Below are 26,901 nucleotides of genomic sequence, written 5' to 3'. Positions count from 1 at the left end.
TTAATTAGCGCACAATACATATTCCGCCGTCCCCCCTCACTGGTAGATATTCAAATGAAAAAGATCCTCTCGGGTTTGGCTCTCGCAACTGCCATCACTGCCGCAAGCGTTGCACACGCTGCTGACGTAAAGCCAACAGTGATCCTTGTGCACGGCGCTTTCGCTGATTCGTCGAGCTGGAATGGTGTTGTGAAAATTCTGGAAAAGGACGGCTACCCCGTCATCGCAGCGGCGAATCCACTGCGTGGTGTTACAAGTGACGCTCAGTCCGTTGCAAGCATCATCAAAAGCATCAAGACGCCTGTTGTCCTTGTCGGTCACTCGTACGGTGGACCTGTGATTTCTGAAGCCGCTTATGGCAACTCAAACGTGAAGAGCTTGGTATTCGTCGCAGCGTTTGCGCCAGAGGCTGGCGAAACGGCAGCGGAATTGTCTGGGCGCTTCCCAGGCGGAACTCTTGCATCTGCTCTAGCTGCACCAGTTGATCTTGCTGACGGTGGGAAAGATCTCTACATCCAGCAAGATAAGTTCCACGACCAGTTTGCTGCCGATGTATCCGAAGCTGATGCTCGGCTGATGGCTGCTGGTCAGCGCCCTGTCACCGTCGCTGCTTTGAATGAAGCAGCCACCACGCCAGCTTGGAAAACCGTTCCATCGTGGTTTGTTTACGGCGACAAAGACAAGAACATCCCACCTCAAGCCCTGGCATTCATGGCTGAGCGTGCGCACTCCAAGCAAACTGTTGTGGTCAAGGGTGGCTCACACGTTGTTATGGTGTCCAATCCAAAGGCCGTGGCTAACCTGATTGAGAAGGCGGCAAAATAAACTTGAAATAGCTGCCATGAGGTTCACCGACGGGCAGCGGCCTGTTATTGGAAAGTAACAGATACGCTTGATTCACAGATTTTTCACCCGCATCTGATACGTTGATCTCTGCTCCTTATAAATCCTTTAGCCCGCGCTCCCCACGCGGGCTTTTCTTTGCCTAAGTGCTTGAGCCTCTTAGGTCGCGAGGTTAGCGCCTGATGTATCGACATGCTTGCCGATGAAGTCTGCTCTAGGCGCAGCTCACGAGACGCAATTGCTGGGGCAAAAGCACATCAGGCCATCCACCCGAACAACTGAATGCTTCCAAACACAAAGCCTGGTTGTCATCGGACCAACAGACAAAAACGCCCCGCTGACTCAGCGAAGCATGATCGAATGTCCAGCACCGCTCCTTCACTTCAATTGCCAATCGCCCCTCTAGCGAACACTGAATGATCGAGTAAAAGCCAGCGTTGGTTTTCTCGCGCGCAATCACTCGAAACATTGGGCTATCACTCTTAGCCGAAGCCGAACCTATTTCTTCACCAGCAAACAGGTTAGAGAGCGCGAAAATCTCAATCTGGTCGAGGGGCATCGGAATCACTTCATTTAGCCAGCGCGCATGGACTGCGCAGCCGAATCACAGCCGACTTCAAGATTTGTCTCCAAGGCCGTAAGCCCGGGAGATCAGTTCGGCCACTTCATCACGGCGCACGGTCGCGCCCTTATGCGAATCAGACACCACCGTTGTTACGCGACCTTGAGCTACCAAAACTTTGGCGGCTTCAACCCACTCTTCCCGGGTGACCGGTTTGTTCGCTTCGAACGCTGGTCCACTTTTCATCCAGCCATTGGAAACCACGATCCCGACTTGATCAGACAAAGGGGAATCCGCCGGCAGATCAGTGAAGACTGTTCGCTTGTCGACCTTCATTTCACCGGCCAAGGTCATCTGCAACGTGTTGGCTAACTCCCCTCGGGTAATGGCACGGGCCGGCTCAAAGGCATTGGCCTCGTTACAGGTCATGAGCCCGCGAAAAACCACCGCTCGCACCGCATCGGATGCTTGATTCGCCGGGATGTCGGTGGGCAGATTTTTTTGTGGAGGACTCAACCACGCGTCAACCGGCGTGACATCCAGACTCACGCCCTGGGCGGTGTAGTTGGTCAATGAGTCATAAGTCTTGCTGTGAGCAACAAAACCTGGGGCCTTGGTGAAATCAAACCGATACCCGTAATGGTATCCATTGGAAGGATTGTATCGAGTCATCAAACCCGACTGACGCGTAGCTGTGTTATCCGCCAAACCATACAGCACTGCCCGACGCATCGCTGCCACAGCAGATAAGTCCGTGATCAGTTGGTTACCTGCCAAGTATTCATCGCCCGGCTTGATGACCTCCTTGCCTTCAGCCGGTGAGACTGCATTTGTCGAAAGGTTGTAGTGATCGCCGTTGCCAAGCATCGCGAGCTGCACGTTATGCAATTCAGTACCGTAGATGCCGAACTGCTTGGTTGCATGGCTGGCGTCCATCACTGTCAAATAACCTTCGCCAATAACCTCGATCTGACCGTCAGGCTTTACCCACATGGCAGTGTTAGTATCCAACCCGAACCCCTTGCCACGCTGATCGCCCACCAGATAACTAGCCATGCGCGCGGCTCGCCCGGTACTGGTCTCTTCGAGCTGATCCAGGTGCTGATCGATTATCCCGGCCTTGAACAAGCCAGAGCCTTTGAGCAATGCCGCACCACGCTGCCCGGCAGACTTCGCTACACCAAAGTCCAGCGTATCCATGACAACCCCGTAAGCCGTCGGCATCTGCGCGCCGAGAATACTTGCGCCCGCGCTCGTGCCACCGATGACTCCGCCCTGCTCATACACCTTGCGCACTGCTTGCATCGCCAGCGAATCACTTCCATCGGCGTTAAACAGCGCTTTGGCAATTCTCGCTTGGTCCCCGCCCACAAACCATACAGCGCTTGCCTCAGTGATCGGTTTGACGGCCTCGGGATTATTCATGGTTTGCGCGTAGTTTTTGCTATCGATCGACGCAATCGTGACGTGCGAAGCCGGCACACCCAATGCCACCAGCTCGGCTTGAAAGCGTTTGCTCGAACCCAGGCTGCCACTGGCGGTGGGGAAAATCACAATCTTTGCCGCGCCAGCCCCGCCCGCCAGATCCACGAACTTGTGATACACGGGCAAATTGCTAGCCCTCAACATGCCCCCCACCGCCAGTAAATGGCCATCCGCGAGCACCGACGTCGCCGAAGAAGCGATAGCCAACGCGACCAACACCCTTCCCTTTCTCACTTTGCTCATCCGTATTGCTCTTTTTGTGGGGAGAACATCAATGGCTTCACAGACAATCCTGAAAGCGCCAATCTGAAAATTTCTCTATCAGGCTTAGATAGTTCGAAATCTTATACGCCGCATTTTTTTGCTGATCAAGACCACTGATCTGAGCTAAATAACTCACACAGCTGTAACAAAAAAATAATTAATCGTTAATTTTCAATTATTTATATCACTTTAATAAAAACTATCGCCTCACCCATCAAAGAATATTATTTTTCTTATTTTACATTTCGTGAAAATAATCGTTTCATTATCACTGGTGCCGTACCCGATCCGGCTCAACCGCCATACGCGCTCGTCGACCGCATTCACCCTCCCTGATACCCGCTGTAAGGAGTAGTAAAATGAAAACAATCACACTTCTCGGCGCCGTGGCGCTGACCGCCATGAGCGCCATGAGCGCATTCGCTATGGCAGAAGAACAGACACTGCGCATAGGTATCGAAGCGGCCTATCCGCCCTTCGCGTCCAAGACAGCAGACGGCGCGATCACCGGTTTCGACTACGACATTGGCAATGCGCTGTGCGAGAAAATGGCGGTCAAATGCGTATGGACGGAACAGCAGTTCGACGGATTGATTCCATCACTGAAGGTTCGCAAGATCGACGCTATCCTCTCCTCCATGTCGATCACGCCCGACCGCCTTAAATCGGTCGATTTCAGCAAAAAGTACTATCACACCCCCGGCAAACTGGCGATGAAGGCCGGCACCGTCATCAACGATCCGCTGGTTGACCTCAAAGGCAAGCGAGTAGGCGTTCAGCGCGCGTCAACCTACGATCGCTATGCCAGTGACAAATTCGCCGCGGCGGGTATTGAAGTCGTGCGCTACGGCTCCCAAGGTGAAGCGTTCCTGGACCTGGCGTCCGGTCGCCTGGATGCCACCCTTGCCGACATCGTCAACATCGATGAAGGCTTCATCAAGACTGACGCTGGCAAGGGCTTCGCATTGGTAGGCCCCGACTTCACCGACAAAAAATACTTTGGCAACGGCGCTGGTATTGCAGTACGCAAAAGCGATTCCGCGACCGCTGAAAAACTCAATGCCGCTATCGACGCCGTTCGCGCAGACGGCACTTACCAAAAGATTCAGAACAAGTATTTCAACTACGACATCTACGGCGGCTGATCACTTGCGCAGGAGTTGTGATTCTGCGACTCCTGCTTGTTTTCTTCAGGAACTCTCCATGGAACACATTGAGCACTTGCTGCCCTGGGGCAGCCCGGGTATCGAGCGACGTCTGTCAGTTTTTCGTTTTGGTAGCGGACCTCGCAAAGCCTACATTCAGGCATCGCTGCACGCGGATGAGTTGCCAGGTATGCGCGTTGCGGTCGAGCTGAAAAAGCGCTTGCGCGAGCTGGAGCAAGAGGGTCGGCTGAACGCGACGATTGAACTGGTTCCGGTGGCCAATCCCATAGGGCTGTCACAGATGTTTCAAGCCACTCATCAGGGTCGATTCGACTTTGCCAGCGGCAAAAATTTCAATCGGGATTTCCCGTCACTCGGGGAAGCGGTGGCTACGCGGGTTAGCGGGCGCCTGAACGGCAAGGCCAAGGATAATGTGGAGGTCATCAGGGCAGCCATGCACGAAGTGCTGAACGAGCTGCCTCAAGCGAACTCAACGCTTGAAGGGTTGCAACGCCTTTTGTTGACTCACGCCTGTGATGCGGATGTGGTGCTTGATCTGCATTGCGACTTTGAGTCCATTCTTCTGCTTTATAGCCTGCCACAGCTTTGGGACTCACTTGAGCCATTGGCAAACCGCCTCGGCGCCGGTGCGGCTTTACTGGCCGAATCAGCCGGCGGCGATTCCTTCGACGAAGCATGCTCCACCCCTTGGCTCCAGTTGGCCAAGCAATTTCCAGACGCTGCCATTCCGATAGCCTGCACGGCCACGACCATAGAACTGGGCGGTATGGCGGACACCGGTCACGTCGCGGCCGAAGTTCACGCAGAAGCCATACTGGCGTACTTGGGGGGCCTGAAGATGATCAGCGGTGACTGGCCCAAAGTACCCTCCTCGTCCTGTGAAGCTACGCCATTTGCAGGCGCGCAGTATGCTTATGCACCACACGCGGGGGTCGTCTCTTTCCTGAAACCATTGGGTGCACGGGTAAACAAAGGGGACGCGCTGTTTGACGTCTTCGATCCAATCACTGACCGCCATACACGAGTTTGCGCCACCACGAATGGCGTGCTCTACGCCCGTGAGCGCTTGCGGTTTGCTCAACCCGGCCTTTGGCTAGCCAAGGTCACTGGTAGCGAACCCATTCGTCAAGGGCGCCTCTTGACCGATTGAGGCGACACTCCCGTGAATTCGCTCGCTTCAGATACACTGGGGCAACTGATCGACAGGCCTGCCCAACTTATGCTCCAACCTCCTCGCAATGCCACCGTTTACACAGCGCCCATCATGCGCAACCTCGCCGAGGCTGCACCGGATTTGCAACCTTCTCTGCGCAAGGTGGCTGACTTTATCCTGCGTCATCCACTGAAGGCCGCGACCCTGACAATCGAGGAGCTGGCCCAGGAGTCGTTGACTTCACCGGCAGCGGTCAATCGGCTCGCGCGCGCCATAGGCCTGAAGGGCTACACGCAATTGAAGGTCGAACTGGTTGCGACCTTGCAGGACATGGTTTCTCCTGTCGACAAATTGCGCAATGAGATGGCCCATCGACCCTCGGGCGAATTCGGCTTGACCGAACAACTTCAAATCGCAACCAGCAACCTGAGCACGACTAACACCAACAATCCTTCAGAGATGTTCGAAGCCTTTGTCAGTGCCCTCATCCAGGCCCGCAAAATCTACATCCTTGGTTTTGGAAACAGCGCGTACATGGCAGGACTGGCCGCCTCCAACCTGATTCCCTTCATTGCTGATGCGCAGGCAATCAGTATGGAAGGAGGCAACGAGAACGCAGCCTATCGATTGGCCTCCATCACGCCCGCCGACGTTCTTCTAGCGATCTCATTGCCCCGCTACTCTCAGGACACGCTGCAATTAGCGCGATTTGCCAAAGAGCGTGGAGCGTCAGTGTTAGCTATCACTGATTCGCCCGCATCACCTCTGGCCAACATCTGCCATCACACACTGTTCGCTGCGGCAAACCATCCCGTACTGATCAGCTCAAACTCAGCCGTTTTAGCGTTGATCGAGGGCTTGGTCGCTGCCGTTATGACGCGGAATAAGGAAGCCGTAACATTGTCGGCCGAGCTTACAGAGAGTGTACTGTCCTACCTACATGTTTCATCTAACAACAAGCCCGGCACCAAGAAACGACCGCTTACCCGCTGAAGTCGACGGAAGAATTTCCTCGACCTCAACTCAGGATCGCAAATTCCAGCTGGATGGACAGACGCTCGGCGAGGGAATCAAGTCGTCTAGCTACGGCATTTTCGGTACGGCAAAATTCACAGGCGATGTAAAGACTACCGAAAACACAAAAGAACTTTGCGAAACATATTCGTCGACAGCGTCTTGCTTTTGATCTCATTTTTCAGTGAATACCCGCCTAGACTGCCATCGCCAACTTGGACGAAACTCTTTCACTTTGTGAAATAGCGTGTTGTCATTGGTAGCCATTCCTCCAATCGGAAGATCTGTCGATAATTCGTGTGAGCGCGTAACCACCTCTGGCCTAAACCTCTCCGCAAAACAGCTGTGCACCTCACAGGAGTACCGGCGATGCCCCTATTCAAATATTTCACGTTGCTGGTATTGCCACTAATGTTAAGCATCGGCCACGCCCAGGCGGAAATGCCGAAAATGTCTTATCGCCAAGTGAAGGTCGATGGCGTGAGCATCGCCTATCGGGAGATAGGCAACGTCAACGCTCCCTCCGTTCTTTTACTTCACGGGGTGCCAAGTTCGTCACGGATGTATGAAGGGCTGATGCGTCAATTGGGCGACCGCTTTCACCTCATTGCGCCGGACTACCCAGGCTTTGGTAACAGCGACGCGCCCACTCCAGATCAGTTCACATACACGTTTGAACACTACGCAACACTGATTGCACACTTCACAGATGTAGTCGGGCTCAAGCAATACAGCCTGTTCATGCAAGATTACGGCGCACCTGTCGGCATGCGTCTGGTGATGGCGAGACCGAAGGCGGTGAGCGTCATGGTGTTTCAGAACGGAAATGTCTACGTCGAAGGGCTAGGCAGACTACCCGGCTAGAGTCAGCCAAGTAGCTCACACCTTAGGGTCAGTCGGACGCAATCACGCGGTTGCCTAAAGTTTCAGCACTCCGAAGAGATCACCATTGATGATGCACGTGGGACGAAATCTCACGGTTATACAGATCAAGAAGTACGCGCATAGTTTTGTCAGGAATAGGCGGTAAGGAGCTAGACGCGCTGTTGGCTTTGGCTTGCTGTAAATTCTTTGCTCCAGGAATAACGGTGGTTACCCCGCTCTCCATCAAGATCCACCGCAGAGCGAACTGGGCCATCGTGACTCCTTCCGGTACGAACGGACGAATTTGCTCAATTGCCTCCAACGCGGTGTCATAAGGCACACCCGCGAACGTTTCACCTTTATCGAAAGCTTCGCCGTGTCGATTGAACTGACGGTGATCATCCTTAGAGAAGGTGGTTGCCTTGGTCATTTTCCCTGTAAGCAGACCGGAGGCTAGAGGCACGCGAACGATAACGGCAACCCCACGTCGTTTGGCTTCCTGCATGAACAGCTGATCAGGCCTCTGACGGAAAATGTTGTAGATCAGCTGAACGGACGCAACCCCTGGATATTCGATAGCCTTCAAGCCTTCCTCGACTTTTTCCACTGAGACCCCGTAATTGCGGATCTTGCCAGCGGTCACCATATCCTCCATAACTTGAAAAACGTCCGGCTGGTAATAGACCTCCGTCGGTGGGCAATGCAGTTGTACTAAGTCCAAACAATCCGTGGCCAGGTTTATAAGGGATCGTTCGACAAAGTCGTTCAGATTTGCCCGCGAGTATCCTTGAGCAACATGAGGTGCTAACCGCCTTCCCGCTTTGGTCGCGATGAAAGGCCTATCGCCGCCCCGCTCTTTCATCACATCAGCGATGATGCGTTCCGATCTCCCGTCGCCAAGCTGCGCGACTTAACCATATCTCTTGCAGCAATTGGTGATCAAAGCGATATCGAGACAGCTTCGAAGTGAATGTTTTCGGAGGATGCTGCTGCACACCGTTCAGAAGCCATACGGACGCTCATAGCGGGTCGGCCCCGGCCAAAAGATGTCGGCCAGCAAGCGGTCGCGCGAAAAAGAAGTGAACAGTTAAGCCATAATACTGATGCCCTGATGCAGGTCATTTCTGACGCAATCAGCCAGCCAGGGCCATTTCTGCGGAGCTATTGACTGAAATCAATCGCAACGGCTATCGAAAGCATAAAAAAACAGACATTGTATTTCTCCAACGACTACACTTATACATCAAGCAAGTTAATTAGCTGTACCATCTTGATTCTATACCTTTTTTAAACAGTGCTATTCCAATCAATCCTGTCGACGGAATTTGCATGAAAATTGAAATTCTTAAGCAAGCAGTTATGGATTCACGAGATGGCATCACCATCTCCGATAATTCTATCGACGACAATCCACTGATTTTTGTAAATCCTGCTTTTGAGCGCATGACCGGCTACTCGTTTGAAGAAATCACTAACATTAACTGCCGATACCTACAAAAAAATGATCGAGAACAGCCTGAGCTTGAAATTATTCACAACGCCGTTAAAAAAGGGGAATACTGCCTCGTAACCTTGCGAAACTACCGCAAGGATGGAACGATGTTCTGGAATGAGCTAAGCATATCTCCAATTCATGATGAAAATGGCGTGGTGAGCAATTTTTTAGGTATACAAAAAGATGTAACACCTCGCATGCTAATACAGCAGCAACTTCGCGACGAACACCAGTCCCTCAGGGAAATGAAAGTACACTTCGAACAACTATCCATAAAAGATGGGCTGACAGGCATTTACAATCGTCGTTTTTTTGATACCCAGTTCGAAATTCAATGTAAAATTGCATGCCGCAACAGCGACTCATTGACTCTCGCCATGATTGATGTCGATAACTTCAAGTCATTCAATGATATTTATGGGCATCAAGCTGGCGACGAAGCATTAATACGTGTCGCTGATAGTTTGAATAAGTCTTTTCAGCGAGGCTCTGATTTTGCAGCCAGGTATGGCGGTGAAGAATTTGTAATTCTTTCCAGCGGCATGACGAAAGACCAATCAGCTCGACACGTCGAAACTCTATGCCAACTAGTGCGAGACTTGAGAATACCGCACTCAGTTTCCAGCACAGGACACTTAACTATAAGCGTTGGTTTTTCAGTACATACATTTGCTCCACTGCACCCGTACAACGTACTACTGGACCGAGCCGATAAGGCTCTCTACATAGCTAAAGAACGGGGTCGAAATCAATTTTTTAATCTTTAGGTTCTGTAAGAAATTCTGGAGAAAATGGTTTTTGTACAACATCATGTAGCGCCCTAAATCCCTTTTTGAAGGTCGACTAGGTCCGTTTGCGGCCAGCAGCAATCGGCCGATTCTGTTCAAAAAGTCGGTCATCCAAAGCTGCCTGATCATTGACCGGTGAAAACGTCTTTTTTACACGCTGCTACGTGAAATCTGCGTCTGGAAACCTCTGCTAAAAGTAAAGATTTCAATCTCGGACGCGTACTTTTCAACTGCGGAAACCATGGTCGACTTTTTCAACAGAATCGGCCAAAAGCGGCCATTCAAGTTACCCAAATTAGATTCATACCTGAAAGATTCACATCGACAAACAGCTTGAACTTGCGACTTGAATTGAAAGGTGGCCAGCAAGGCAATATGCCCATCCTAATGAGCGGCCCGCATCTACTTTGGACGACAGAAAACGCTAAGACCAGGGATGCATAGAGAGATCCGTGTCTTTTCAAACTTCTGAACGAGCTTAGATAGATGTCTTTCAAAGATTCTTCGATCACGCTTTCTCGAACAGCCCAGCTGCGCGGAGAGACTTGGTAAGCTCTTGTCGCAGAAACGGTTCGTTCAAAGTTACTAGAGCCAGACCCATGCACCAAACCAGGGTCACCAATATTCCTGAAAAAGGCAGCCGGGAAGGGTCCGCCACGACCCTGCGGTGTTCTCACATTGAAGGCCTGGGTTTTGAAGTCATAGCGTCCAAGAGTAATCACGGTGCACGCCGTGAAGAATCTCGGGACTGCTTTTGCAAATTCAAGCCGGTATCGTTTAGGCCTAAGTTGTTGCGGCAACTGAAAGAGGTTTCAATTCCTGACAATCTTAGCTCGGACGTATCTGACGATCTGCCGGTGAGCTATCAAAACCGATAAAAAATTTGGTAAAAATAAAAGAATTTATGCTCAGTAATTAATATTGCTAAAAGCTATTTAAGCTATTCCTTTATCTCAATAAATCGCATACTTGACATAACTCAAAATGAGAACTAGCCTACATTAGGATAATGTCAACTTTTGCTTAACACATATAATGCATCTCATTCAGAAAATATCTACATTTCTAGTTCAGACCCAATGTGCACCCTGATGTACGTATAGATAATTTCTCAATCGACTTCAATTTAATAGCAAATATCGATTTAGGCGCATACCTCACCGTGGCGGAAAAAAAATGTATAAAAGTTATCGCTTAGCAGTGGATGCGGCCGCCATTTTCTCGGAAACCGATCTAGCAGGAAATATCACATTTGTGAACGACAAATTCTGTGCCATTTCCGGTTATTCTGCTGAAGAATTGTATGGGAAAAACCACCGAATATTAAACTCTGGCTTCCATTCACCAGAATTTTTTATTGAGTTATGGAACACCATATTGCATAGAAGAATATGGAAAGGTGAGATATGTAATCGTGCCAAAAACGGCACTTTATACTGGGTGGATTGCACTATATTAGCGTTAATCGACTTAGAAACAAATTGCGCACTTAAATATGTCGCCATCCGTTTTGATGTCACCGACAAGCACCAACTAGTTAAAGCTCTGGAATGGCGCGCAGGGCATGATGTACTGACAGATCTTCCAAATCGTCTGTTGTTGACCGAACGACTAGACCAGATTATTTCCACGAGGCACAAACAACCTCTCGCAATAGGGGTTCTTGACTTGGATGGATTCAAAAAAGTTAATGATTCTTATGGACATGCCATCGGGGATCGACTTCTTATTGCGGTAGCCCAACGCCTGACAAAAGCTATACGCGGATATGATATAGTGGCCCGCCTAGGAGGCGACGAATTTGTTTTAATCTTGAACGTGAGTAACATTGAAGAGCTGAAAAATGCTATTCACCGCGTCATGGGCGAGATTTCATCGATCTATTTTATTGATGGCTTCGGTATAAATATCTCCGCGAGTGTCGGAGTTACCATGTTTCCTGCGGACAATGAAGACTCCGACACTCTACTTCGCCATGCTGATCAAGCGATGTATCAGGCAAAGAGAAATGGCCGCAATTGTGTTTGTTACTTTGATGTTTCATCGGAAAAAGAAGAGAAAATCGCCTTTGATACGGTTGCAAGAATTGACTTGGCTTTAGAAGCTAACGAAATGTTGCTGCACTATCAACCCAAGGTCGATCTGCGCAGCGGGGCTGTTATCGGATTTGAAGCATTGCTTCGTTGGCAGCATCCGCAGGAGGGAATGGTTCTTCCATCGGCTTTTTTGCCGCGGATAGAGCGTACTGATCTTATCGTTAAAATAGGTGAGTGGGCCATTCATCAGGCTCTGGATCAGATTACATTATGGTGTAAAATGGGCCATACATGGCAAATTAGTGTCAATATTTCTGCCTTTCATTTTCAGAAGCGAAATTTTGCTAACCGCTTACAGGAAATATTGAGCTGTCACCCATGCATATCACCAAAATTGTTGGACATTGAAATTGTGGAGTCGGTGTTGCTAGACAATTTTGAACAAGTGGCTCAGTGCCTTTCCAACTGCCGAAAACTCGGCGTAACTTTTTCGCTGGATGACTTCGGTACTGGTTATTCGTCGCTCAGTTATCTAAAGCTTTTACCCACAGAAACAATAAAAATTGACCAGTCATTTATACGTAATATGCTATTAGATAAAGACGATCTTGCACTCACTGAAGTCATCATAGGAATTGCAAGAACTTTTGGCCGGAAAGTAGTTGCTGAAGGTGTTGAAACAGAGGAGCACTGTGTTAAATTAAAGCAACTCGGGTGTGATATGGCGCAAGGTTATGGCATCTCAAAACCAATCAGGGCCGATCAAGTTTGCAATTGGGCAGAGCAATTTTCATTTCGTTCACGCGTCGACTCCACCAATAAGAAAATTAGAATTTGTCATGACTAGGCAAACCAATCACCGGAAATACTTACTATAGTGAGTGCTTTCGAAACTTTTCGTTAGACTTTTCGTCACTGTAATTGGTTTAACTTCAGCTCTCTCTTCTGTTAATGTAACTCTACGTTATCCAACCAGAAAATGCGTTCATCGACGCAAGTGATACCAGCCCTATCGCTACCCGACTCAGGTTCCACAGATAGATTGGCGTGTGAATCCAGTCCATTCGAGTGAATCTTTTTAATTTGATAGAAACCATTTAAAATCTTAACAGCTATAAGGTAAAAGAACCGAATTCTCCCCGTCTTCGGACAACTGTGGATGGCATTTTTCGGCTATTCTCTTTGCCCCCTGACTGGCGGCTATGGGTCGTTCTCTGCCAGTCATGTCTGCGGATTGTGCTGGTCAAATCCGATGCAAATGACTGGTCAGGCCGAATGCAAGTAGGTGGGCAAGTCTGTGCAGTCACCCACTTTGCACCACATGATGCGATAGGACCGAACAAACTAGACGAACGTAAACTGCTCCTTCGGCGCCTATTAACTAGCGAGACCCTGTGGATTACTTCCGCGAAGCGGGTACTCGCTGGAGACCTCGTAAACAGTTCATCTGCCATCCATCAGTTGTCGCTACGACCCTGCGGCTTTCAGTAGCTTGTTGCCGCTGACCGAAAACTGACCCAGTAAAGGCTGTTCTGCCGACTGAAAACTGACCCAGGTGTTCAACTGCTTCTGCTCACTTTTCGAGCAGGAGAACACAGGGTGATCAGCATGGAAATGTTGGGAAAAATCCGGCGGATGTACTTCCGCGACAAGCTCTCGCTGCATCAGATAGCCAAGCGTACCGGGCTGTCGAGAAACACCATTCGAAAATGGGTCAGAGCACCCGAAGCCACTCAGCCGGCGTACCAACGGTGCGCAACCTTCAACAAACTCAGTCCATTTCACGAGACGCTGGAGCAGGCGCTCAAGGCCGATTCGTTTCGGGCAAAGCACAACCGCAGAAGTGCCAAAGCACTCTTCGAACAGATCAAGGCCGAGGGGTACGACGGCGGCTACAGCCAGCTCACCGCCTTTATACGCTCGTGGCGCGGCGAGCAAGGCAAGTCTTTACGAGCCTTTGTGCCGCTGACCTTTGCACTCGGGGAGGCTTTTCAATTCGACTGGAGCGAAGAAGGTCTGCTGATCGGCGGCCTGTTCCGACGCATCCAGGTCTCCCATATGAAGCTGTGCGCCAGTCGCGCATTTTGGTTGGTTGCGTATCCCAGCCAAGGCCACGAGATGTTGTTCGATGCCCATACCCGCTCGTTTGGCGCGTTAGGTGGGGTGCCGCGTCGCGGCATCTACGACAACATGAAGACCGCTGTCGACAAGGTCAACAAGGGTAAGGGCCGCACGGTCAATGCTCGGTTTGCCGTGATGTGTGCGCACTACCTGTTCGACCCGGACTTCTGCAACGTCGCTTCCGGCTGGGAAAAAGGCATCGTTGAAAAGAACGTCCAAGACAGCCGACGGCGCATCTGGCTCGATGCTCAAAACTGCATGTTCCACACCTTCGAGGAATTGAATGCCTGGCTCGGCCAACGCTGCCGTGCACTCTGGGGCGAACTGCTGCACCCGCAGTACAACGGGCTGACCGTGGCGGACGTCCTGGAGCTGGAACGCGCTGAATTGATGCCGATGCCGACTGCCTTTGATGGCTACGTCGAGCGCACCGTGCGGGTCTCCAGCACCTGCCTGATCAGCGTGGCGCGAAATCGCTATTCGGTGCCGTGTGAGCGGGTCGGCCAGTGGGTCAGCAGCCGTCTGTATCCTTCCCGGATTGTAGTCATCGTCGATGAAACGACGATTGCCAGTCATGAGCGCCTGTTTGATCGAGATCAGGTCAGTTTTGACTGGCAGCATTACATCCCGCTTATCGAGCGCAAGCCCGGAGCGCTGCGCAATGGCGCTCCGTTTGCTGATCTGCCGAAGCCTTTGCAACTGCTAAAACGCGGTCTGAGGCGTCACACCAACGGTGATCGAATCATGACGCAGGTACTGGCGGCTGTTCCCATCGCCGGGCTCGATGCGGTGTTAGTGGCTGTGGAGTTGGTACTTGAATCAGGCAGCTTGAGTGCTGACCACATCCTGAATGTCCTGGCTCGACTGACATCGACAGCAGCCCCTCCGTCCGCCGAAACCAGCCTTCAACTCAAGATAGTGCCTGTTGCCAATACGGCACGTTACGACCGGCTCCGTACCACCGATGAGGAGACTCGCAATGCGTGATCTTAAGGCGGAACTCAAAGAACTGCGTCTGCATGGTATGGCCAGCGCCTGGGAAGAACTGGCCTCGCAAGGCGAAGCCTCAACAACCTCGTCGAAATGGCTGCTTGAGCATCTTCTCCAACAAGAACATGCGGATCGAGCGGTGCGCTCAGTGAACCACCAGATGAATATGGCCAAACTCCCCATGCATCGTGATTTGGCCGGCTTCGACTTTAGCGCTTCCAGCGCAGACGCCCGCCTGGTCAGGGATCTGTCCAACCTGGAGTTCACCGATACCGCGCAGAATGTCGTATTCATCGGCGGGCCTGGAACAGGCAAAACACACCTCGCCACCGCCTTGGCTGTGTCCGGGATCACGACGCATCACAAACGCGTGCGCTTCTACTCCACGGTGGATCTGGTCAATCTGCTGGAGCGCGAAAAGTACGATGGCAAGACGGGCCGCATCGCTCAAGGGCTGTTACGAACAGACCTGGTGATACTCGATGAACTGGGGTATTTGCCCTTCAGCCAGAGCGGTGGTGCCCTGTTATTTCACTTGCTGTCCAAGCTGTACGAGCACACCAGCGTGGTGATCACCACCAACCTCAGCTTCTCGGAATGGTCGAGTGTGTTTGGTGACGCCAAGATGACCACGGCGTTGCTGGATCGGCTGACACACCACTGCCACATCGTCGAAACGGGCAACGAGTCCTACCGCCTGCAACACAGCAGCTTGGTCGCCCAGACCAAGATCAAATCACGTGAACGAAAGCGCAAAGACAATGATGGTGCCGAGGACGATGAGCTGTTTTGATCTGCACCGAAAATACCCTGCCGCATGCCCACATGCGGTGGGACTTTAATGCCTCTTCCACCGGGACACGACTGCTAAGCTTATCCACAATTGCTGATGCCAAAATCAGCAATCCGCCCTGGGTCAATTTTCAATCGGCAGGGTGGGTCAGTTTTCAATCAGCGCCGACAGAGCTTATGGACTTGAGGTGAAATTGGTTGGCCCCGCAGTACTGGGTGACTAAGAACGGGAGCGCAACGACCACCAAGACCACCACCCGCTGGACTCATCCCACCTAAGCGGGTATTGACCGAGGCCTACGCCCCGAATGAGCCCAGCGTATCCGATTAGGTTGCCCCCCTACTCATCAGAGGTATCACTTAATCTCAGCAAGCACCTTCTTGATCGCACTAACGTAGCCGTGTTTGTAGAGCGGACAAAACTCACCTCTTACTTGCCCTGCTTTACCCATTAGCCGCGATTCAATCATCCTGCATCTTTTTCCCTTGCAGGAAATCAACTGGCCCGCTGCACCAGCGGTTCTTCGCACTATGGCTGACCACGACGACGCAGGTACTCCGTCAGCCTGCGGTATTCTGGACGCTCAGCAAGGTCGATCTGGGCCTGTGCAATCGATTCAAGACAAGAGCGCAGCTCAGAAGGCGGCCAAGTCTGCTCACCAACCACCGCAGCCAGCAGGCGCAACGCTGATTCAGGGAAAACCATGCACATGCCTGACTCATCAAGCAGGTGGATGACATAGTGCAAATGCCCGATGGGCACTAGCCAGTCGTGAATTGCATTAATGATGTCCGGGAATGATCTTCCGCCCGCAATGGACATCCGGGTCAATGATTCAGCGATATTAGATGTCACTAGGTCCCTGGATTTTGGCCAAATATGTTGCCAAAAGGGCTGAACCCGAGTCTGCCAATACTCCTCCCGCTGTTCCCCAGCGCCTTCCAGCGCTTGTGATAGAGCTTGAGCCGCCTCCTGTAACGCCTTCAGTGGAAACGTCGCGAAGGCATCACGGAATTCATCCGTGGTATACCCATCAAGTGGACCTAAGGCTGCATAAGTGAAAATAGCCGCGAATTGCTCCCCGTGCTCACCCAGATCCGCGTAATGGCTTGCGGTATCGAGAAACTCGGCTTTGAAGGCCAATAGAAGTGGACGGTACAGGCGGGGCGACCACAAGAAGCCTTCCCAGACCCTTCTAGCCTCAGCAGGATTGCGAGCCCAGCTGAAATGAGGAAGCAGATTTGTTCTTGTCCAAGCCCCATCTACCCTGAACAGAGCGATAAGTCTAGAAGCAAGCAGTACCCTGCCATGACGGTATCGTTCCACTTGCGGGTCGCACAGCTCGGTGAAAATCTGCCCCATCCTCTCTGGCAGACCATCACCGTCGCTGAGGCTTGATCTCTCCCAAATATTCAACAGAGACTGGGTAGCGTGCCCAATGGGGTGATTGATGGCTTCAGTGACTGGCTGATTTAACGGTTCGCCATTACTGGTCATCCCCGTATCCGCTGCCAGGGGCAGATGCATCACCCTTCGGATAAGCCCCAAAAACATATCCATATCTTGAAGTTCTGCTTTGGATACCTCATCTAGCCATCGAGTTACGTAATGAATAATCTGCTCAAGTTCACGATCTGGCATCCTATTGATCCACGGAGCAACATAACGCCATGATTTTCGAGCAATGCCAGATTCGCTCCATGCTTGGAAAGCTTCCCTCCAGCGACCCAAGAGCCATTGGCCATCCTCCGCTAGGTCACCCAAAGCAAACAAGCTGTTGAGAAGGTGCTTTCGGCACACATCTCTCCAAGTGTCTTCATCGAAATACTCATCAGCTGCCGGGATATTTCGAAGCCATTGGACCAGTGCCTCACGTTTGTAAGGTGCAGGCCTGACAACACGCTGCTGCTGATAATCAGGGTCTCCGGTCCCACTCATCCAATGAGAAAACTCGTCGCTCTCATTGTCTGCCAAGCGCAGATGTGGGTAGGCTGCGGACAGCGCATCAAGTCTTTGCTGAGCCTGATCACCCAGCACAAGCCCACCGTACTGAAGCTTCGCCAAGACCCTCCAAATCGCCCGGTCTACGTGTTCTTGATAGCGATCATCCGTAATGTCTGCCACGAAGTTTGCTCTAGGAGGTCCGGCCAGAATCTCCGTCTCTAACCTTTCTTGAGCGGCAAGGGGCAGCATGCGCCCTTGCAACACAAGCAGGCGGTAGACCTCGCGTTTAGTGGAGGTGGACCACAACCAATGACCATTCTCGACAAGTAGCCATTCAGCCCACTCATCAGCAGAAATGGCACCATCCTGACTGGCTGCAAAGAACGCCAAGCGTTTGAATGTTGGATATGGAATCTCAAACCACCTGTGCGCGATCTTCGCCGCAACCTCCGGATGTTCTTCGAAATTAGTCAGCCACGAATCCCTCAGCAACTCAACGAGCACGACCCACTCGCGGAAACCACGATTCTGCCAATGAGGACTAACAGACGGTAGATCCCAATACGAACGATCCTCGAAGGAGTTGGCGCTTTCCAGTTCTCGCAAAAGATCCAATGCATCACGAACCAATGCCTGGAGATCCTCCAGCAGCAAAGGCAAGACCGGTGCCCACTCCGAACGAGACGACTCGGAGAGCGTGGATCGCACATGGCCGGAGACTAAAACCAACTCCCAATTCACCAAATCGCGCAGGTGTTTTGCTGAGACATCCTGGTCTTCTGAAAATCGAAACGGCCGAGAGATTGACACCACAGGCGAGAGCAACTCCCTGAGTTGCAGTCGAAGACTGGCAGTCAGGCCATCTCGCTTCAACCGCTCCAACCAGCTATAGAGGTCTAGGTCTCTCCAAGGCGACTTGATCCGCTCAGCCAGGAACAGTCCCCACAGTTTGCGCATGTGAGGCCCAGGTATCGCGTTAGGTGAGCTTTTGCGAAGCGCATCCAGCTCAGCGGTGTTTCCTTCGCTCTGAAGCTTGGCAATGCGCCCCAGTTGATCCTCAATAAGAAATGCAAGCCGCTCGTGGATACATCCGCCCCGCGTAGTAAGCCAAAGTAGAAGGTCTGGATCGTCGAGATGCCGAACAAGCCACCGAGCGATCTGGAACATCACATTATCCCAGTGACCCGTGCGCCCGCTCACCAGCGTCATCTGCGCTGCCAAGTGGTAAGGCGAAGGTCTTTGAACCAGACTGAAGCTGAGCTTAGGATCATGTTCAGCATGAGCAGGAACACCAAAGCGCGCGAGATCCGAGTAGCAGTACCGGGGGTCACTAAAGGCGCCCAGCAGCCACTCCAAGGGCGGAGCAGGATTGAAATCTGCAAACCGGCGCGCCGGTAGCCCTGACTTGTCAGAAAGCGCCCATAGCAGACGCCCCACGAAATCATCTTGCCGGGTGCTGGCCGAAGGCCTGGAAAGAGCGTGAGTGGTGACGATCCGCTCCTTACCCGTCGTTCCGTCACTGTATGTCTCTGCCCAAGCTTTCAGAGTTTGATGCAATCCCCTATGCGAGTTTGCCCCAGGTTGAGTGTTGTACAGGATGGGGAAAACCCCTTTTGCCTTCCACTCAGCTGTCTTCAGGCTTTCCTCTCCTGGCGCACAAGATCCAAATGCCCATGCCTGAGGGGTAATCTCTCCCAGCATTCTGTCAGCAGCCAACGCGTCCATCATGTAGCGCAGAACTGGATCGCTGACACTGTACCCGATGAAGCAAACAACGTAGTTGCGGAACAATTCGCTTACGAATCGGGCAGCCCAACGCTCAGTCAGGTAAGCAAGTCCAAAGTCACCACTTGTAATGACCAGTCGATTGAGTTCGGAAATGGTAGGTTTATCCGGCAGTAGGCCGTGCAGATAAACGACTCCATCCCATCGACTTTTTTTGGGAAGAGGAAGCATTGGGGCTGAGTAATAATTGAAACGCTGTTTTGTGCGTCGACCTGCGGCATCGAACACTCGGTCGAAGTTTGTGGTTACAAGACGCACTTCACCGGTCCGGCACTTTCCCAGCCTCAGCAATGCTGCGTGCGTGTCTGTCGCGCCTTTGAGTCGGATGTTGGGCTTGAGAGCCCGCGCCAAAGCATCTCGAACAGCAGCGCGCCCGTTCGGCAAGCGACGCTCAAGTAGATCCAACGTGGCATCGAACTGATAGTTATCAAAAGCTTTCTGCTCGGCGCTATCGAAGGTGGTCGACGCCTCCTTGTAGATGAGCCGCACCAAACCTTTGAAATCCAGGAGCCCAGCTGGATATGAAATACCGGCCCCACAAAAGAAGATGACCCTACCTTCTTCATGGGCCTGAAGCAGCTCATCTGGGATATCTGGACCGTTCGTTACGAATTGCATCCCTGCCCCACCCCGTGTTTGATGGCGAAAAGCCACCTTTCGAGCCTTTGTGTACCACGGGTGAGGCATCTACGCCATCGATACACAGCGACAGGTGACATTCCGCCTTAGGGGCCTCGATCCATAGGATGCTCTGAAGGGCTTATCGGGCTTCGATAGGTCATGAGGAGACGGCTCTATGACGCATCATCGATGGCCCCCTTCAAGGCTTCAATCCTGTGCGAGCGTCAGAGCAACCACGTATGCTTAGCCCCCAGATTGGATCCCCGGCATGCTGCCCATTGCCGAGGAAAATGATGGTGTGAAAACTTTCCATGATGACTGAAGTGGGTTGGTCAATTCATACTGGCATCGTTGAAGAAACTCGCAGAAATGTTAGGAACGTGCCTACTAAGCAAATCAATCGAGCAAGTCATCAAACGCCGACATTGCCCTTTGACGAGCGAAGGCTTCGAAATCCTTTACGTTCGATTCAGGTCGCAACTTAATCAACTCACTGCTCAGTTCCAAAATGAGAGCGTGCGCACGAAGCACTTCACTTTGCGCATGATCGCGATCCGCTTCAAGAGTTATGATCCTGGCTGTTAGCTCACTATTTCGCGCCCTGCTAGCCTTAAGTTGTGCGGAAAGTGTTAGCTTTGCAACTGGAGAGGCAGAGTTGTTACCTTTGATCCAATCTTGAATTTCTTGAATGAGTAAAGGATATCGATCCTTTTTCAAAGCGGAAGGGTCACAACCAGCCTCTCTCGCGATATTAGCCTGACTCACTTTACTACCTTTCGGTAGGATTAACGGCTCATCAATTTTAAGTCTTATAAAAGCTGCTCTGAAGGCTGCTTCGGCTGTATCAAATACCAAATTAACTGATTGCAATAACATCTAAGACCCTCTGAGTCACTTTATACTGCGCCTCAAAACTTTCTCTCTGCGGCCCAGCCTTCAATTCGCCTGCCAGTTGACTCTCTAAAAAGCTATCCAGCTTTTCAATCATCGGCCGGTGTTCTCTATTAACCAACCCATGTAGACAGTCTGCGCATGGCGCTACGTTATCGAAGCCACCATAAGGACAAGGCTGAGGGTTCATGCAGACGCCCAAAATCGTCTCCCTTATGTGAATTTTGCTTTCCCTCGCCAAACTGATCAATTGATTAAAATCCAATTGATTCATGAACTCGACTAGTTTTTCCTTGTGCTTATCACTTAGCAAAGATACAAACCCGTCTGATAACACTTGTTTAGCCTTAACTGCAATTGCTTCAAAACTCGCATCTACATATTCCTTTCGGATAGCAGAATTGAATCCTAGCAAGGATGAGTTCCTCGCATAGTAAAGACTCATTTCTAAATAGAGATGTTTAAGCTGAAACTGTAGCGATTTATCACTCACTTTTCCTGACCGAGCTGCGTTTACAACGAGTGTTCGTCTGAGTTGGTGCATCCTCAGCGGCCAGATTTTCCCGACTTCAAACAGCGAAGAATCCAATGTAGGAGTAATTGCCTGCGCGACTGCGAGATCACCCTCGGTAATTACCAAATTTAAGGGATCAAATAATCCAGGACAAAAATCAACCCATTCACGATAGTGCAAATGCGTACGAATGCTGGTGGGCGTATCTCTTTCTTTTCCCCGAACCAACCCCCAGGGTTCGTAACTACGGAGAAGAAGATAAGGATTTTCAAATTCATCCTCTTCAAAACTTACATTTGGAAAAGCCTCAAGACATTCCATTCTTAATTTCGAAATGTATGCCATCGTCTCAACAACTTCTTTCATCGCAGGCGACGTAACCCAACGAGCATCGAATTCTTCTATCGTCTTGGTAGTTTCTCCTTGCAAATAACAAAACTTACCAAAATCTTCATCTTCATCCTCGACAAAACAATTCGCACGCAGCTTAATAACCTCACCCTCTCGCATACCGCTAAAATTAACTAAAGTTATCGCACCTACCTTCCCCACAGCAGAAAGAAATGTAGAGAAGGGAACTGCCCCCATGGATGCAAGATCTTCCAGTTTTCTTCCTGGCCTGCATATCCATTTTTCCATTAGATCCTTAAGCCCAAAGGATTGAGCAACTTCTACGAAAGCTCCAACATAAGTGGCCTTAGTAAATCTTTTAGACATAACTCCAAATGGTGATATCCATTTTTTCTTCCCTTCCCAACGCGACATTTCGCCGTTATTTTTTATACAAGCCTCAACGCAAAACCTGAACATCTCACCAATCCGGTCTTTATTTTCTGAGACCTCTCTAAGCATTTCCAGACAGCGATTGGCTTGATAACACCAAATTCGTTCTGGAATGAAAGCAGTTTGGTTGCAATCCTTAGCTTGGGTGACTTCAAGCAACGAGCTGATTTGCCATGGCGTAAGTATAAAAAAACCAAGAAGCTCTCTCACCGAATATAACTCAGTAAGCAAATGCAACGTTTTACGAAAATCCCCTTTAATAAAGCTTGGCATAGCTTTTACCAAGTCGTTTCGCTTGTGAAGATCTAAAACACAAACCCCAACTGACGCACAATACTTGAACAACGATTTAAGACTTGTGTAATAGTAAATAATGGTAGACATCTTTACTCTATGCCTATCACCCCACTTAAGGTAAGCAATGATCAACCTAAAACAAAGAGCACTCTCTCCGTCTTGCCAAGCTTTTGACCTGTGTGTATCGAATTCTCCAAAATGAAACGAGTTCGCTTGTCCTGACATCTGTGTTACATCCCACACATCAAAACCAAACCTTGACACCACATCGCCCTCAAAGTTAACAGATACCGGAAAATCTAATGCTGGTGGAAAAGAAGGCAACACAAAGTTTGGTGCATCCGCAGATCGGATACAATCAATAACTTTAAGAAAATATTCTGCCATTACAGATTTTCCATAATTTGAATTACTATAGACCAACGCTGATGGTAACTCCCTTCTTCAACACGCATTACTGCATCCCTATACCAACCTCTGTTCTCATCACCCAAACTAACAAACTGCTGCAACAACTCTTTAATCCTAGCTAACACCGCTGTAGCGCTACTGTCTGAGGCATTAATAGAGAAGCTTCCTGCCAACTCTAGATTTTTCATTTTACGATAACTCACCAAGGACCAAACATAATCAAATGAGTTAATACCTTTGTAAGAGGTACAAAAAAGACATCCTGCTGCGTTACGACAATCAGGAGCGGGAGCAAATTCACTGGCAAAACTCGCTCGCTGCGACGAGCCCTCACATCCACCTGAATCTACTGAAATTAGCAATTCGTGCTGGATTGAAAAGAACTCAGTAAATTCTTTGCTAGCCACTATCAGATTCGGGCGAGAGTACGATTTTACGTGTGTTTCTAAAGAGTGATTCGCCATATTTGCAGCGAGAAATGGGTCTTCGCTACTTCGTGCTATCCAATTTTCCCGTGTATTTCGCCTAAAGCTCGAAGCAATATATTTTTTTCCTAATTTCGTAAGGAAATTTCGAATTTTATTACCTGTGTATTTTTTACGAAACGATAACCCGCTGTGGCCAACCAATGGAAAAAGAGGGCCATCTTTTACATCGGGAAAGCACTGATCATAAAAATCTAAATACTTCTTAAAATGCTTTTGATACTCAGAAAAAACCTCGTAAATCACCTCCCCCCCTCGCCGAGGCTTATATGCTTTCAAGTTCCAAACATTCAGAAATCTACCAATCTGAATTCCTTCTCTGGAAAGCCCGACAACCTGACCACTATTCGCGCCCGTTTGAGAAATGAAAATCTCTAGCTCTGCTTCTACACGAAGATTGATAAATGAATTCCACTGACCAACTGACCAAGAGCATTCAAAGCCCTCTCGACAATTGATAACTGGTGAGCTATCTCCATTAAAAATAATCGCTTTCGAATTTCTATTAAAGTACTGAAACCTAGCGCCATCAGCGAATTTAATTTCAAATGGAGGGCTTCCATTGAAAACCTCCATCGTGAGACATCGAGCTATATCAGCCATATTTCTTCCGAAAACAATCGAATCGGACAAGACCTTCTTATCATCAGCAATTGAAAGGGTATTTTTTTTTGTAGACCCGGCTAACACAACGATTTTTTTTGTAAGGCTGCCTGGGGAAATCCCTAAGGCGTCCTCCAAAAGCTTCCCTACGCTGCGAACTTGCTTGAAGCCCACAGATTCAGAAATTTTATGCTCTAACTGTCTTTTATAAATAGAGACCGACCAACCCATATAACAGGTCATTATATTTTCGACCGTAGGATCGAGTTCTAGCGAATCAACATATCGATAAAACCAACGAAGATCAATAAATGCTGATTCAACAGATACGAACTTATACCCGCTTACAAGCCTGGCTTTCAAACACTCATAAATTTTCCTGACCAAATGCAATCTTGTTTTTCTGACTTCACCCAACCCATCAGAAGTAATAGCTTTTTGCACTGATTTAGCTTTGCTAGAGGCGCCCCCAATAAAGAGAAATACGTTCAGATCTAATGGCGTTCTATTTTCGTAATCGTACACCTCGGAGAAATCCATACTTAGATAGGCACTCATTTAAAGTCAACATCCCTCAGTGTGCATTCCGTGTATCGATTAGCCCATTTTTCCTTTACACTATGAGACTGGACAAACTTAATATATAGCATCGTGGTACGTTCATGCTTATGCAAGAGCAGCCCCTTCAACGTACTTAGGATGAAATTAAGATTAGCCCCATCCTTCATTGCACCAAAAACAAATAGCGTCCCAAATGTCGCTCGCGTTTGGTGAAAATTAAAATCCCCCACATCTTCTCCACAAAGTTTTGACATTTTTCGAAGCTTAAAAATTTCCAAATTAACAACGCTACTCCTGTTTCCACCCAACCTAGTGTAAGGTTTTCCATTGTAATTCAAGAAAAGAAGATCCTTGTCTGCTGGATCAGCTTTGGCAACTCGCTTTAATCTGCGAGGACTGCTCAAGTATTGCTTTAGAACCTCAAGAATATCCGATGGAATAATAACCTCTCCATCTACATTGCCTTTAGTAGCAACGGGCGCATTCGCAATAGAAGGCCCAACCTTAAGGTAATGATAAGAGCCTTGCTTTACATCCCTAACTGCGTTAATCAAAGTCAATCTTTTCAGATCGCATATTGACCCAATTCTCATTCCCGTTGTAAACCCAAGCAATAACATCAGGTAAATTTCTACAGAGCTGAAACGATGCGCTAGATCTAAGATCCGATCTCGCATACCTTCACTTACTGGAACCGCTCCATCTTCAAGTTTATCTCGCTCTCGCGATACGTTTGGAATTCTAAGGTCACTGCTCATTACATCGACCGTTCGCAATAGGCCGTATGTATTTATAATCTTCAGTGATGCAGGAATTTCCTCATAGGGAACTGCATCAGAATTAATTAATTGCTTCTTCATAACCCAGCAGTAGAATTTACATACGTCATTCATTCGAGCTGTAGCAGTGGACGGCGCTAGAATTCGATACTCATCACGACAAGCAATTAGATAACCCCGATAGAGATATAGGCAACGCTCTGATTTTCGTTCGGGAAAAAACCACCATCTAATCTCACTCTCTTCTAAAAAATTCATATAGTGAAGCAGTGAGTAAAAATCATTTTGAATGGTAAATATTTTTATATTTCGGCTGAGTATTTTCCGAGCGCGCTCTACTGCCCACAAATTTGCCTCACGCCAAGGCGTGCCGTCTTTCCAATAAAGCTGCGGAAGGTTTTCTACAATTCTTTCTTTGAACCCAGAAGTCGTCTTTACATACACTGACCGCTCAACAACACCCCCCGCCTCAACATTCAACTCTTTATCTACAAACTTAATGAACTCAATTCTTGCCATCTCAACCAACCAAAAAAGCCAACCAACTTCAAGAAATTTTTTAGTCTCTTGCAAACTCGATAAACAGCTCCACGCAACATACCCTAAAGATACTTATTTCTTTTTTCAAGCAACTTTTTAAAAACTTAGTTAATACAATATTATATAAAACACTATGACAATAAATGTCGTTATAAATCAATAAGTTAAAAACACAATTACAATTTGTCAGTGTAAAAAACAATGAATTCAAGTCGGTTTTCTCTCCCCTCCCGCCTAAAAAGCCCCAAGATTCTCACCACCGCTCATAAATTAGGACTTCGATTGGCATCAATTTCTTATGAATAGATCCTGCTAGGGGATATATACGTTGCTTGGGGGCGAACCGCACTTACGTAGGAAAGCAAGCCTTTCCCATCGGGAAAATCATATGAATAAGATTCCTGTGGAAATGCACAAGGCAAGTGAATATCGGAGACGGCTGCCCCCATGGAGTGACCAAGAGCCCATTCATTACTGAGGATAGAGGAGTGCGAATTAGGACAGTTGAGAAGTCGCCGATGGATCATTGAGTGCTCCTAAGCTCAGAAACTCAATGTCCATGACAACGGCGCACTATGTGTGCCCATGGGTGGTAAGAAACCTTTACGTGGCGTTCGACTGGATCTACGACCACGGCAGCAACAGCGCCAACCGCGCCAATACGCTGTACAGCGGCCTGGGCACCGACATCGACACCCACTCGCGAGTCAATCTGTCGGCGAATTTCTACGGGCGTTATCAGTGGGAAAACTACGGCGCCAGCAACGAGTATTCGTGGGACGGCTACCGCGCCCAACTCAAATACATCGTGCCGATCAGCAGTTTCAGCAACGGGGCGTCGCTGACGTACATCGGCTTTACCAACTTCGATTTCGGCTCGGACCTGCACAAGGACAACCCGGCCCGCACCGCCAACGCCACCGTCGCCACCAACGTGTTGCTGTACTCGTTCACCCATTTGCGCTTCACCCTGGTCGGCCGTTATTTCCACAACGGCGGCAACTGGGACGATGGCAGCGAGTTGAATTTCGGCGACGGCGACTTCCGCGCTCGCTCCAATGGCTGGGGTTACTACGCCGGCATCGGTTATCAGTTTTGAGGCTTGATTGAACC

At 49.6% G+C, this 26,901-nt stretch carries 17 protein-coding genes and 1 pseudogene; 10 read left to right on the top strand and 8 right to left on the bottom strand.

Annotated elements, in window-relative coordinates:
- Window positions 1–54 precede the first annotated feature (54 nt).
- Entirely contained in the window at window positions 55–825 is a 771-nt protein-coding gene (locus DJ564_RS11280) for an alpha/beta fold hydrolase (RefSeq protein WP_109629128.1), read from the top strand.
- Between the two features lie 232 nt (window positions 826–1,057).
- On the opposite strand, the gene DJ564_RS11275 is transcribed toward DJ564_RS11280, so the two are convergent.
- The gene (locus DJ564_RS11275; protein WP_109629126.1) at window positions 1,058–1,402 is read right to left on the bottom strand and encodes a hypothetical protein; all 345 of its coding nucleotides are present in this window, start codon (window positions 1,400–1,402) and stop codon (window positions 1,058–1,060) included.
- Window positions 1,403–1,459: 57 nt separating this feature from the next.
- A complete protein-coding gene (locus DJ564_RS11270) occupies window positions 1,460–3,133 on the bottom strand; it encodes a cyanophycinase (RefSeq protein WP_109629124.1) in 1,674 nt (557 codons plus the stop codon).
- Between the two features lie 380 nt (window positions 3,134–3,513).
- On the opposite strand from DJ564_RS11270, the gene DJ564_RS11265 reads away from it, so the two are divergent.
- From DJ564_RS11265 to DJ564_RS11250, 4 genes are all read left to right on the top strand, one after another.
- Window positions 3,514–4,299, top strand: a complete 786-nt coding sequence (locus DJ564_RS11265; RefSeq protein ID WP_109629122.1) for an ABC transporter substrate-binding protein — start codon at window positions 3,514–3,516, stop codon at window positions 4,297–4,299.
- 58 nt (window positions 4,300–4,357) lie between these two features.
- Window positions 4,358–5,470, top strand: coding sequence for a succinylglutamate desuccinylase/aspartoacylase family protein (locus tag DJ564_RS11260; RefSeq protein ID WP_109629120.1), 1,113 nt, complete (start codon window positions 4,358–4,360; stop codon window positions 5,468–5,470).
- Window positions 5,471–5,539: 69 nt separating this feature from the next.
- The gene (locus tag DJ564_RS11255) at window positions 5,540–6,466 is read left to right on the top strand and encodes a MurR/RpiR family transcriptional regulator (RefSeq protein ID WP_109636000.1); all 927 of its coding nucleotides are present in this window, start codon (window positions 5,540–5,542) and stop codon (window positions 6,464–6,466) included.
- Window positions 6,467–6,856: 390 nt separating this feature from the next.
- Window positions 6,857–7,351, top strand: coding sequence for an alpha/beta fold hydrolase (locus DJ564_RS11250; protein WP_218277779.1), 495 nt, complete (start codon window positions 6,857–6,859; stop codon window positions 7,349–7,351).
- Between the two features lie 79 nt (window positions 7,352–7,430).
- Here DJ564_RS11250 and DJ564_RS11245 read toward each other — a convergent pair.
- Window positions 7,431–8,237 (bottom strand): annotated as a pseudogene (locus tag DJ564_RS11245) (aldo/keto reductase); the annotation flags it as partial.
- Between the two features lie 443 nt (window positions 8,238–8,680).
- Here DJ564_RS11245 and DJ564_RS11240 point away from each other — a divergent pair.
- The 4 genes from DJ564_RS11240 to istB all read left to right on the top strand — a co-directional run bounded on the left by DJ564_RS11240 (window position 8,681) and on the right by istB (window position 15,574).
- Window positions 8,681–9,613, top strand: coding sequence for a GGDEF domain-containing protein (locus DJ564_RS11240; RefSeq protein WP_109629117.1), 933 nt, complete (start codon window positions 8,681–8,683; stop codon window positions 9,611–9,613).
- A gap of 1,197 nt (window positions 9,614–10,810) precedes the next feature.
- Window positions 10,811–12,517 (top strand): bifunctional diguanylate cyclase/phosphodiesterase, encoded by a 1,707-nt coding sequence (locus DJ564_RS11235; RefSeq protein WP_109629115.1) that lies wholly within the window; start codon window positions 10,811–10,813, stop codon window positions 12,515–12,517.
- 761 nt (window positions 12,518–13,278) lie between these two features.
- On the top strand, window positions 13,279–14,778 hold the full coding sequence (gene istA / locus DJ564_RS11230) for an IS21-like element ISPpu27 family transposase (protein ID WP_109635997.1): 1,500 nt from the start codon (window positions 13,279–13,281) through the stop codon (window positions 14,776–14,778).
- Window positions 14,771–15,574: an IS21-like element helper ATPase IstB gene (gene istB / locus DJ564_RS11225; RefSeq protein ID WP_090321778.1), complete on the top strand. Its 804-nt coding sequence runs from the start codon at window positions 14,771–14,773 to the stop codon at window positions 15,572–15,574. Before istA ends, istB begins: the two co-directional genes overlap by 8 nt.
- Before the next feature lie 528 nt (window positions 15,575–16,102).
- Here istB and dsr1 read toward each other — a convergent pair.
- From dsr1 to DJ564_RS11200, 5 genes are all read right to left on the bottom strand, one after another.
- On the bottom strand, window positions 16,103–19,921 hold the full coding sequence (gene dsr1 / locus DJ564_RS11215) for an anti-phage defense-associated sirtuin Dsr1 (RefSeq protein ID WP_109629109.1): 3,819 nt from the start codon (window positions 19,919–19,921) through the stop codon (window positions 16,103–16,105).
- Between the two features lie 399 nt (window positions 19,922–20,320).
- Complete coding sequence (locus DJ564_RS11210) at window positions 20,321–20,800, bottom strand: hypothetical protein (protein ID WP_178082291.1); 480 nt, start codon at window positions 20,798–20,800, stop codon at window positions 20,321–20,323.
- Window positions 20,781–22,796 carry a hypothetical protein gene (locus tag DJ564_RS11205; protein WP_109629107.1) on the bottom strand — a complete coding sequence of 672 codons (2,016 nt, stop codon included), beginning with the start codon at window positions 22,794–22,796 and terminating at the stop codon, window positions 20,781–20,783. The genes DJ564_RS11210 and DJ564_RS11205 overlap by 20 nt, the downstream gene beginning before the upstream one ends.
- The gene (locus DJ564_RS31965) at window positions 22,796–24,466 is read right to left on the bottom strand and encodes a hypothetical protein (protein WP_162556192.1); all 1,671 of its coding nucleotides are present in this window, start codon (window positions 24,464–24,466) and stop codon (window positions 22,796–22,798) included. The genes DJ564_RS11205 and DJ564_RS31965 overlap by 1 nt, the downstream gene beginning before the upstream one ends.
- Window positions 24,463–25,821 (bottom strand): site-specific integrase, encoded by a 1,359-nt coding sequence (locus tag DJ564_RS11200; RefSeq protein WP_109629105.1) that lies wholly within the window; start codon window positions 25,819–25,821, stop codon window positions 24,463–24,465. The genes DJ564_RS31965 and DJ564_RS11200 overlap by 4 nt, the downstream gene beginning before the upstream one ends.
- Before the next feature lie 520 nt (window positions 25,822–26,341).
- Between DJ564_RS11200 and DJ564_RS11195 the strand changes: the two genes are divergently transcribed.
- Window positions 26,342–26,887, top strand: coding sequence for an outer membrane protein OmpK (locus tag DJ564_RS11195; RefSeq protein ID WP_256597494.1), 546 nt, complete (start codon window positions 26,342–26,344; stop codon window positions 26,885–26,887).
- The last annotated feature ends 14 nt before the right edge of the window (window positions 26,888–26,901 follow it).

Source organism: Pseudomonas sp. 31-12 (genome assembly GCF_003151075.1).
Taxonomy (GTDB): Bacteria; Pseudomonadota; Gammaproteobacteria; order Pseudomonadales; family Pseudomonadaceae; genus Aquipseudomonas.
The sequence above is the reverse complement of the archived record's forward strand: the minus strand, read 5'-3'. Positions and strand labels throughout refer to the sequence as shown.